Below are 9,759 nucleotides of genomic sequence, written 5' to 3'. Positions count from 1 at the left end.
CATATCCGGCGTGATGCGCCCCGAATTCAAGCTGCGCATGGGATTGGTGTAGGGTCCAGCGCATCAAACCAGTATTCGTCAAGCAAGGGGCCGATTTCGGTTTCGACTACTTGTTTGAACCATTCAGGGGAATCATCAATCTCCCCAGCGGAAGGCGTTACATAACTGTGTCCCACCCTGAATTGAGCGCCGAGGTTAGAGTCCCCAGCTATCTGTTCGTTCAGCGCATTCATTTTTTCTTCTACTTGTGACAGAAAATCCTCGTCTATTTTGCATTGATCATGTACCCAGTTCCGCCAGACACTGCCAAATATGGGTTCAAGGTCAACGAAGGCGAATCGCCGGCGAAGGGCAAAATCGACCATAGCGATTGAGCGATCAGCGACGTTCATTGTGCCGATGACATATAGATTTTCGGGAATGTAAACCCGTTCGCCTTCGCGTCTTCGGTAAGATAGTTCCAATGCCTCGTCCTTATTGCGCTTGTCCGATTCCAGTAGCGTAAGCATCTCACCAAAAATTTGTGCAGGGTTACCGCGATTGATTTCCTCAATGATGATCGCATATCTCGACTCTGGATCTGGATCATCTTTTGCTGTGTTTATCATCTGGAGAAAGGGACCGTCAATCAGACCCAGCTTGCCATCGCCTGATGGTCGCCATCCCCTGACAAAATCTTCGTAAGAAAGATTGGGGTGAAACTGCACAGGGCGTATCTTGTCTTCGTCGCGTTCACCTATCACGGCGAAGGCGAGCTTTTTTGCCAGCCAGGTCTTGCCCGTGCCCGGCGGTCCTTGCAAAATCAGATTCTTTTTGTCGCGGAGGCGTTGAAGGATTGTCTTCAATTTTTCCCGTTCAAGAAAACAGCCTTCTGCCAGGATGTTAGCTATAGAATAGGAGGCAAAAAGAGGTGCTGTTTCCTTCACTTGCGGTGGAGGCGGTGGTGGAGGCTGACTGGATTGCCAAATATCCTTGAACTGCGAACTGTAGAAGTCGACTCTCGTGTCGGGGTATTCGTCCTGAAGGCGTTCCCGAATTTTCAATAATGCTTGATCAAGAGCGACGTTATCCCCGTCGTTAGTGAGCAGATTCTCGTTCCATTTTTTTGAGAAAGCGTTGACTATTTTTTCTTTATGGCTTTGACTCATAATTGCTTCAAACGCATCCGGAAACAGAAGGTACAGAAAAGCATGCTGGAACTGAGGCCTTGGCGGTGAGTAATCCTGAGTGCCGAGCCATTCGGCAAAGTCCCAGGGATCGGTCAAGAGCGATTCTCGATCCTCTGAGGAATGGGAAAACCAGCTAATCATCGTGGTGATGAAGAAGCAGCATTCACGCCACCGACGACTATTATAAGCTTGGCCTGGATTTGTAACCCCTTTTGCTAAGACTTCGCCCAATGCCCAATGATTATCCGGAAGTACCGACCCCGACCATTCCCAGACTTGCCTGATCTGATCGCGTTTTGTCTCTGGTTTAAGCACGCCGCGATAGACGATTAAAAAAAGTACCCATGTCATCTCTGCCCATAGACGTTTCACCTCTGGGGGAGCAGGTGTCAGTTGTTGCGCCAGTTTCTCGTAGAAACTACGCGATCCCTCATCAGGATTATCGACAAAGTGGATGCGGAGTTGGTCAAAATTTTCTCGGGTCCAGAGTGATTCTTCCGAGAATAGCGATCCACCATCCAAAAGGCATTGCTGTTTCCATTTTTCGGCAGCGTCGAGAATGTTAATGTCTGCGGCACTTTTCGATCTGCTCATAGATATATCCTTTGTTGAATTTCACGTACTTTTGTCAAAAATTTTGAGTGTTTGATTCCCGGATAATATACTATATATTGGTTTTGTGTCACTTGAAGATATTGTTTTGTCAAAGAAGAATTGCGATATGGACGCGCCTACAATTGACCTGACATTTGCTACCGAACTGTTGCGTTTGCCATATTCGCAAGTTTGGAGTGATTATGATGAAGGTGCAGATGTCTTGTATCTCAGCTTTGAAAAACCCCAGTGCGCCAATAACAGTGTGATGGAAGATGATGGAAATATTTACCACTACCGGGATGACCGTCTTGTGGGTATTACGCTGCCCAATGCGCGAATGCGCTTTTGTTCAGATCGCTAAAATTCCTCTTTTAATAGGAGAACAAGCATGAAACTTTCATGGATGACTTATGGTGTTTTGAAGGCGCTTTCCCGACGGGATTTGTTGCAGATGTTGAAGGATCACGGGTTTGAAGGGGTGGAGTTTCGGACGGATGCGGGACACGGTCACGGGGTGGAGGCGTCGATTGATGAAGCAGAGCGAGAGCAGGTGGTGGCAGATTGCGCGGCGATGGGGATTGATATTATGAGTGTTGCTACGGGCAATCGGTATCACGATACGGATCCGGACGATCTTCGAGATCATATTGAGCAGACGATGGTTCGGATGGATCTGGCATCGGATCTGGGCGCGCCTCGCGTACGCGTGTTTGGGAATAATTTTCCAGCAGAGGTGCCCAGGGAACAGACGATTGCTCAGGTGGCAGAGGCGCTGAAGCCGCTGTGTGATTACGGTGCTGACAAGGGGGTGAAGCCGTGCCTGGAGTTGCACGGGGAGTTCGATTGGCAGGCGTGCAGGGCAGTGGCCGAGCAGGTGGATCACGAGAATTTTGGGTTGGTCTGGAATTCGGTGCCGCAAGATGTGGTTGATGGGTCTGTGAAACAGGCGCTGGATACGGTTTGGCCCTGGTTGGATCATGTGCATATGCACGATCTGGCAGGACAGGGCTACCCGTATCGCGAGTTGTTCCGGCTGCTGCACGAGAAGGGATATGAGGGGTACATGTCGGCAGAGACAGAGCGACGTCCCGATAAAGGGGTAGGCGATCTGTGGATGTTTGTGGCATATTATTCCGATTTGTTCAGGGCGTATCGCGATCTCGCACGGGCTTGAGAGAGGTTATAAGCACAAACGCCATCAGCTATTTGCTGGTGGCGTTTTTTGTTGGGATTTTGTATTGCGAGTTATTTAGCCAATACTTCGCGCAGGCGTGAGGTGACGATTTCCTGGTCGTCTCCGATGAAGTTGGTTACGGCAACGCGAAAGGTGTTTGCACTGCCGCGTGTCCATACGGCTGGGTTGCCCTGTCGCAGTTCTTCGATTATTTGCACTGCGGTTTTGCCCAGTGCGGTTTCATCGACTGTGATGTGTACGCCATCGCTCAGGCCTCGTGAGTCGGCCGAGAATTTGGCTGTGATGTGGGGGATGTCTTTCAGGTTTGAGAGTAGTGCTTCGGCTTTGCGTTTGTATTCGGATAGGCGCGCTTCGTGGTCCATGCTGAACCATTCGCGCAGGGCAACGACGACGGCGATTACTTCTTGTCGATCTATTTTTAGCGGGCGGCCTATGGTGTCGTAGGGGGAGGTTTCATAACCGATGAAGGAATGGAGAAAGGCGGCGTCAATCAGGTCTTTGCGTCCGCACAAGATGCCCGTGGAGTGACACGAGCCAATGTATTTGGCGCCGTAGCCGATCAGATCTGCGCCCATGTCGGGATATTTTAGCATGGTTTCGAGGGGATAGACCTGGCTCGCTGCATCGACGATGACGGGGATTCCGTTGGCGTGGGCGATGCGGACTACGTCTTCGGGGGATAGGACGCCTGCCTGGCCTCCGGGTGCGAAATAGTGGATGGCTGCGGTCTGGTCTGATATGGCGGCTTCGAGTTGGGCTTCGGTTGTTCCGTTTTCATCGCCGACTTCTATGAGTTTGGCGCCGAAAACAGTGAGTACCGGGTCGTAGTGGTAACGCTGTTTTTTTTGTATCAAAATGTGGTGTTTCATGCCCGTTGTATCGGGTAGTTGTTCCATTTTTTCGGGGTCGCTGCCCGACATGCAGGCGGCTGAGCTGAGAGCTAATGCTGCCGCACATCCGGGTGTGACCATTGCCCCTTCTGCGCCGAGGGTGTCGGCGATGAGTACACCGGTTTTTTTGAGTAGTTCTTCCATGTCCGCAAAGTAGCGATTCGCTGTGTCCATTGCGGCTTGCACTTCTGTGCCCACACGCGACCCGCCGATGACTGTTTGATATCCCGATGCGTTGATTACAGGAACAACGCCCAGGTCTTCGTAGATTTGACGCGCTTTGTCGATGCCCATGATTTCTCCTAAAAGTATGCTTTCACAATGAAGATGCCCGCGGAATGAAAAGCGGTTTGCAATCACGCTCTTTTCCCGCTGCCAATCTCCGCTACCGCATCAACCTCGACGAGCAGATCGGGGCTTACCAGTGTTGGTGTTGCGACTGTGGCACTGGCAGGGATATTATTCGGAAACGCCTCTGCACGCGCCACAGCATAGTCCGCGTACCGACTCATGTCGGTGATGAACGCCGTAATTTTTACCACGTCGTCCATTGTCGCACCCGCTTCGGCGAGAACCGCTCGGATATTCTCGAACACTTGACTTGCCTGTGCGCCCATATTGTCCCGGCCAACCACGTTGCCCCGTGGGTCAAAAGCGACCTGTCCCGAGACATATACTCTGTTTCCAACCTGCACGCCCTGGGCAATCCGGAATTTGCTTGCCCACGGCCATGGCGGATTTAATTCGATTCGTTCTGGCATCTTCTACCTTTTTATTGTTGTCGCGCTATTTTATCAATTTCTAATCCTATAGTCAACAGAAACTCCACGCATCACTTCGGCCTCTCCTGGATATTTTTAGCTGAGACGGCATAAGCCGAATCTTTCCAGACATCTTTTGCCACGCGGAGGATGTTGCCGCCGATGATTTTTGCGATGTCGTCGTCGCTGTAGCCCCGTTGGACAAGGCCGACGGTGAAGAGGGGCCAGTTGGTCCAGGTGAGGCTTTGTTCCTGGTGGGGTTGTCGCCATTCGGGAGAATGGAGCGGGTCTCCGGGCGGCCAGAGTGCCTCCCAGCGGTTGCGCTGTTTGGGACGGGGGTTGAGTTTGCGGTTGGCTTCGGCGCTGTATTTTGAGGGATAGCCTCGATCCGTGCCGATGGTGACGGCGTCGGTGCCAAAGGTTTTGGCGATGTAGTCGATGTGGTCGAGGAATGCACTGATGTCGCCGCTGCCGCCGAGGAATGCGGGTACATTGGTGATGCCCATGGTGCCCCCGGTGTCGAGTACTGCGCGGATGATGTTGTCGGGTTTGCTTCGGATGTGTTCATTGACTGTGCAGGCGACGGAGTGGCTGACGACGACGGGTTGTGCGGATGCTTTTGCTGTGTCGAGACAGGTTTGCCAGCCAGTGTGGGAGAGGTCTATGATGATGCCGAGGCGGTTCATTTCGGCGACTGTGGCGTGTCCAAAGTCGCTCAAGCCCGCGTCGTTGGGTTCGCCGCAGCCGTCTCCAATGGGGTTGCGGCGGTTGTACGTGAGGTGCATCATGCGCGCGCCGAGTTGTGCAAAGACGCGGATGTAGCGCAGTTCTTCGTCCGGATTGGCCTGGTCGCCGGCAAGTGGGATGCCGTTGCAGGTGAGGTAGGTGCAGCGTTTGCCCGCTTTGTGGGCTGCTGCGATGTCGTCGGGTGTGGTGACGCGCCGGAGGAAGTCGGGCATGGCGTCGGTGTTATATGTGTGTCGGGCAAGACGTTTGATGATGCGCAGGGGGTCGTTGCATTCTTCTCCTGCGTTTTGAAAGGTGCAGGTGACGCCAGAGGTCTGCCAGATTTCCCGGTATTCTCGTCGGAGTTCGGGTGTGAGTGCCCAGCGGGTCATGCCCATGTCTTCGGTGAGGTCTTGCAGTTCGCGGTCAGACGCGCCTGCTGCTATGGCAGCGTTGACGGGGTCGGGATCGACGGGTGAGCGCAGGCCCAGGCCGTAGGATTCGATGACGAGGGCGTGTTCGTGCAGTTCCAGGCCGTGTTCTATGTCGCGCTGTGACGGTTTGAGGATGTTGAGCGCTACGTCGCGGGCGTGTTGCATTTGGTCGTTCATGGTTGTTTTCCTGTTTTATGTTAAGTAGTAAGCAAATCAGGCGTTATAGAGCTGTCATCGCGGTATGTTTTTGAGCCGCGATCCAGAAGGTTTTTTACAAAAAATTGATCAGGTCCTCGTTTTTTGCAAGGTCATTTTTTACTGTCAAGGTCGCTTCGGGATGAAGGGCGTAGGCCGCTTCTGCCCATGAGGTGTCGAAGATATCGCCCGTGTTGTGTAAGAGCAAGTTATTTGGGGCGATGAGGGCGGCGGCGTTGGGCAAGCCTCCCGCTTTGAGTATGCCGGGGATGGGCAGACGGTTGAGGTAGTCGTTCTCAGTTTGAGTGTTGAATGCGTTGATGTCGGATGCGATTTGCAGGTCGGTGCGTTCTGTGACTGCACCTGCGATGGTGGTCCAGAGTCCGGCATTGCCAAATCCGACGATGTTTGCCGGGCCATCGGGGATGTGGCGCAGTGCGAGTGTGATGTCGTATATGCGCTCGGCGTCGTCGGTGCGGTTAAAGGTGTTGAAGAAGTTTCCGCCTCCGCGCGGTTCTTCGGGGTTTTCTTCGCCGATGTTTTGGCCCGTGCCAAAGGGGTCTATGGCATAGACAGTGTGATTTTTGTCGAGTAGGGCCTGGATGATGGGTGAGTACAGGGCGTCCATGCCGTGCGGGTGAATTAAGAGGGTGGATGTGTCGGACGGGGTTTCGGGTGTGAAGGTGCGGATGGGGACGCGCACATTACGGCGGTTGCCAATCAGGGTCCCGTCTTTTTGAGCGTTGTATTCATAAGTGACGGTGCTGTGGTCGTAGCCTACGGTGATACGCAGTGCTTCACCCAGGGTGCGTCGATTTGCGGCGAGGGCGTCGGGGGTGTTTGGGCGATAGGTTTCCAGTGCTGTTTTGGATGCGGCGATGCACTGGCGGATGAGGTCTGCGTGTTGGGTGATTGCGCCGTCGGGCAGGCCATTGAAAAAGGCGAGCATGTCTTTGTGTTCTTCGACTTCAAAAGGGGGTTCGATAAAGTTTTCGCCATAGGGCAGGTCGAGCCAGCGGGCAAACCAGCGGTACACGGCTTCGCGCATTTCGAGGTTGTAGCCGTGGGGTGCGTCTATCTGGATTTGAGAGATGCGGTCGTCGGCGTCGTAGAGATCGTATATGCGTTTGATGGCGGGGTATTCGACGTCGGGGGTGTGTTGCGTCCAGTCCTGTGAGGAACTGACGAGGATGAGGGGTTTAGGCGCGAAGGTGGCGCCGATATCGACGTTGTTGGTGTCAATGCGCAACAGGGGGGCGTTTTCACAGACACAGCCGCCTTGCATGTAGGCGGAGACCATGCAGACGGGTGCGGCGACGTGCAGACGGTCGTCAACGGTATAGAGGTTATAGGTTTGGGTGCCTCCGCCCGATTCGCCCGTGCAGCCCAGGCGGTTGGTATCGACTTCGGGGAGTTCGCAGAGGAAGTCGAGTGCGCGGATGCTGTTCCAGAGTTGAAAGCCCAGGATGCCGATGTTCCAGAGCATGCGGTCATCTTGTTTGTGGGGCCAGGGTGCGCGGTGTACAACACTGTAGGTTTCTTCCTGATATGCGCCGGAGAGGTGTCGGGCACTGTCGTTGTAATCGACCATGTCCCACATGAAGGCCGTGCAGCCCATTCGGGCAAAGGTGATGCCCCGGCCCGGATAGGATGTGTCCCCGTGTTGTATGCGGCCCAGTTGTGCATGCCCATGTGGGCTTAAGATGCCGGGGTGGCTTTTGGGTTGTGGATTGAGGGGGCGAAAGAGGCTGCCGCCTACGTAGAAGTGGGGCAAGCTCTGAAAGTAGGCTTTTTCGATGGTGTACCCATCTCTTTCAATGCGGTCGTAGATGTGGATGTCGAGCGGGGTTTTTTCGGGCATTGGCCAGAGTCCAGCGGCAAAGAGGATTTGCTTTTTGAGTCTCGCCTTTTCTCGTTCCCAGGTTTCGCGGTCGGGATATGTTGCGGGCGTGAATTCGGTGTTGGTGTGCGGGAGGTTTTGCCATCGGGGGTCCATGGGGGATTACTCCTCTTCTATCGCCGCGGGGGCACCGAAATATTTTTTCAGGCGTTTTGCGTCGAATTTTTCCCGGCGGTCATAGGTGTAGATGCCGTTTTGTTCTTGTTCGATGTCGGTGAGTTGTGTGTAGCAATACCCCGCGATGTTGGGGTGGTTGAGGAGTATGGCTGTGAGTTTTTCGATGCGGTGATACACTTCTTCGATGTCGGTGGGGCGCTTGCCATAGCCCCAGCTGCTTTTGCGGTCTGCGTCCTGTTCTGTTTCGACGGCATTGGGGTCCCACCATGTGCCGCCGTATTCATCGACGACATAGGGTTGGCCCTGATAGGGCACATTCAGTTCGGGAAAGCGGATGGGTGTGTTTTTCCAGTCGTCAGGGGATACGGGTGCATAAGTTGTCTGGAATTTGACGGGGTCCTGTTCGTAGTCGTGTACGGTGTAGATGTCTGTGCAGACGTGTACGTAGCCGCTGGTGTCGTGGCAGGGGCGTGAGGGATCGAGTGCCCTGGTGAGGTCGTAGGTTTCCTGTACGGCCCGGCGATGCGCTTCAAAGTGGTTGGTCGCGCCTCTCCGGGTTTCGTTGTATGGGGTCCAGGCGAGGATGGAGGGGTGGTTGAGGTCGCGCTGGACTATTTCTCGCCATTCGCGCTGCTGGTTGTGAATGGATTGGGGTGAGCCGAAGTTCATGCCCCAGTCGCAGTATTCGCCCCAGGTGAGATAGCCGAGTTTGTCGGCCCAGTAGTGAAAGCGTTCTTCGAATACTTTCTGGTGGAGACGCGCGCCATTGAAGCCGACGGCGAGCGATTTTTCGATGTCGCCTTTGAGCATTTCGTCGGATGGGGCTGTCCATATTCCGTCGGGATAGAATCCCTGGTCCAGTACAAGGCGCAGGAAGATGGGGGTGTTGTTGAGGTAGAATTTGTGCCCTTCGATGTGAAATTTTCGCAGTCCAGCATAGCTGTTGACTGTGTCGATGGTGGTGTCGCCGTCGCGGAGTTCAAAGCGGAGGTCGTAGAGATGGGGGTTGGCTGGCGACCAGGGTTGCGGGTTTTTGATGCGCAAGGACATGGCAGTGCCACTCGTGGCGGGCATGGTGGAGACAGCGACTTCTTCTTTGCCGTTGAGGAGGACGGCGCGGAAGGTGTGTCCGCGATGCGCGTTTTTGAATGTGGGGGTGAGTACAAAGCGGCTGCTGTCGAGGTCGGGTACGATGCGTACCGTTTCGATGCGCGATTCGGGTACGGCTTCGAGCCAGACGGTTTGCCATATTCCCGTGATGCGGGTGTAGTGGCAGCCGCGGGAATAGAGGTCGGGGCATTGTTTGCCCGATGGCTGGTCGCCAGAGCGCGTGTCGTCATTGGCGCAGACGACGAGGTGGTTCGCGTCGGAGGTGAGTGCGTCCGTGATGTCATAAGTGAAGGATGAACTGCCGCCGTAATGCTGTCCGATGAGCCGACCGTTGACCCAGGCTTTGCAGTGGTAATCGACTGCGCCGAAGTGCAGGAGTACGCGCTTGTCCGTCCATTCGTCGGGGATGTCGAAGGTTCTGTGATACCAGACCGAGGGCATGAAGTCCGTGTGTTGTATGCCCGAGAGGCTGGATTCCGGACAGAAGGGGACCGTGATGGCGCGGTCTAAATCAGCGGGATTTTGGGGCCAGCCTTTGGCTTCGCCGGATTGCCCAGAGTCAATGGCGAAGTTCCAGATGCCGTTGAGGTTTAGCCAGGTGCTGCGCTGAAATTGCGGACGGGGGTGTTCGGGGCGCGGTTGTGTTTCGGACATGCAATGCTCCT

Annotated in this window: 8 protein-coding genes; 2 read left to right on the top strand and 6 right to left on the bottom strand. The window is 54.5% G+C overall.

The annotated features are described in order from the left end of the window. Window positions 1-26 precede the first annotated feature (26 nt). Window positions 27-1,763, bottom strand: coding sequence for an AAA family ATPase (locus OXG87_02965; GenBank protein ID MCY3868489.1), 1,737 nt, complete (start codon window positions 1,761-1,763; stop codon window positions 27-29). A gap of 127 nt (window positions 1,764-1,890) precedes the next feature. Between OXG87_02965 and OXG87_02960 the strand changes: the two genes are divergently transcribed. Both OXG87_02960 and OXG87_02955 read left to right on the top strand, forming a co-directional pair. Beyond that, the gene (locus OXG87_02960) at window positions 1,891-2,127 is read left to right on the top strand and encodes a DUF2283 domain-containing protein (protein MCY3868488.1); all 237 of its coding nucleotides are present in this window, start codon (window positions 1,891-1,893) and stop codon (window positions 2,125-2,127) included. A 27-nt stretch (window positions 2,128-2,154) separates the two neighbouring features. Continuing rightward, on the top strand, window positions 2,155-2,940 hold the full coding sequence (locus tag OXG87_02955; GenBank protein MCY3868487.1) for a sugar phosphate isomerase/epimerase: 786 nt from the start codon (window positions 2,155-2,157) through the stop codon (window positions 2,938-2,940). A 71-nt stretch (window positions 2,941-3,011) separates the two neighbouring features. On the opposite strand, the gene OXG87_02950 is transcribed toward OXG87_02955, so the two are convergent. The 5 genes from OXG87_02950 to OXG87_02930 form a co-directional block, all read right to left on the bottom strand. Beyond that, a complete protein-coding gene (locus tag OXG87_02950) occupies window positions 3,012-4,145 on the bottom strand; it encodes an aminotransferase class V-fold PLP-dependent enzyme (protein MCY3868486.1) in 1,134 nt (377 codons plus the stop codon). A gap of 62 nt (window positions 4,146-4,207) precedes the next feature. Continuing rightward, window positions 4,208-4,612, bottom strand: coding sequence for a RidA family protein (locus tag OXG87_02945; protein MCY3868485.1), 405 nt, complete (start codon window positions 4,610-4,612; stop codon window positions 4,208-4,210). Between the two features lie 71 nt (window positions 4,613-4,683). Further along, the gene (locus OXG87_02940) at window positions 4,684-5,949 is read right to left on the bottom strand and encodes a membrane dipeptidase (protein MCY3868484.1); all 1,266 of its coding nucleotides are present in this window, start codon (window positions 5,947-5,949) and stop codon (window positions 4,684-4,686) included. A 94-nt stretch (window positions 5,950-6,043) separates the two neighbouring features. After that, entirely contained in the window at window positions 6,044-7,963 is a 1,920-nt protein-coding gene (locus OXG87_02935; GenBank protein ID MCY3868483.1) for a hypothetical protein, read from the bottom strand. Window positions 7,964-7,969: 6 nt separating this feature from the next. Next, entirely contained in the window at window positions 7,970-9,748 is a 1,779-nt protein-coding gene (locus OXG87_02930) for a beta-glucuronidase (protein MCY3868482.1), read from the bottom strand. Between the last annotated feature and the right edge of the window lie 11 nt (window positions 9,749-9,759).

The organism is Gemmatimonadota bacterium, from assembly GCA_026706845.1.
Classification (GTDB): Bacteria; Latescibacterota; UBA2968; order UBA2968; family UBA2968; genus VXRD01.
This window is presented reverse-complemented; position numbering and strand designations above follow the sequence as displayed.

Excerpts from the sequence above, each read along its gene's own strand:
- OXG87_02955 (MCY3868487.1), top strand. The coding sequence starts at position 2,155 with ATGAAACTTTCATGGATGACTTATGGTGTTTTGAAGGCGCTTTCCCGA.
- OXG87_02950 (MCY3868486.1), bottom strand. The coding sequence starts at position 4,145 with ATGGGCATCGACAAAGCGCGTCAAATCTACGAAGACCTGGGCGTTGTT.
- OXG87_02935 (MCY3868483.1), bottom strand. The coding sequence starts at position 7,963 with ATGGACCCCCGATGGCAAAACCTCCCGCACACCAACACCGAATTCACG.
- OXG87_02930 (MCY3868482.1), bottom strand. The coding sequence starts at position 9,748 with ATGTCCGAAACACAACCGCGCCCCGAACACCCCCGTCCGCAATTTCAG.
- OXG87_02960 (MCY3868488.1), top strand. The coding sequence starts at position 1,891 with ATGGACGCGCCTACAATTGACCTGACATTTGCTACCGAACTGTTGCGT.
- OXG87_02965 (MCY3868489.1), bottom strand. The coding sequence starts at position 1,763 with ATGAGCAGATCGAAAAGTGCCGCAGACATTAACATTCTCGACGCTGCC.
- OXG87_02940 (MCY3868484.1), bottom strand. The coding sequence starts at position 5,949 with ATGAACGACCAAATGCAACACGCCCGCGACGTAGCGCTCAACATCCTC.
- OXG87_02945 (MCY3868485.1), bottom strand. The coding sequence starts at position 4,612 with ATGCCAGAACGAATCGAATTAAATCCGCCATGGCCGTGGGCAAGCAAA.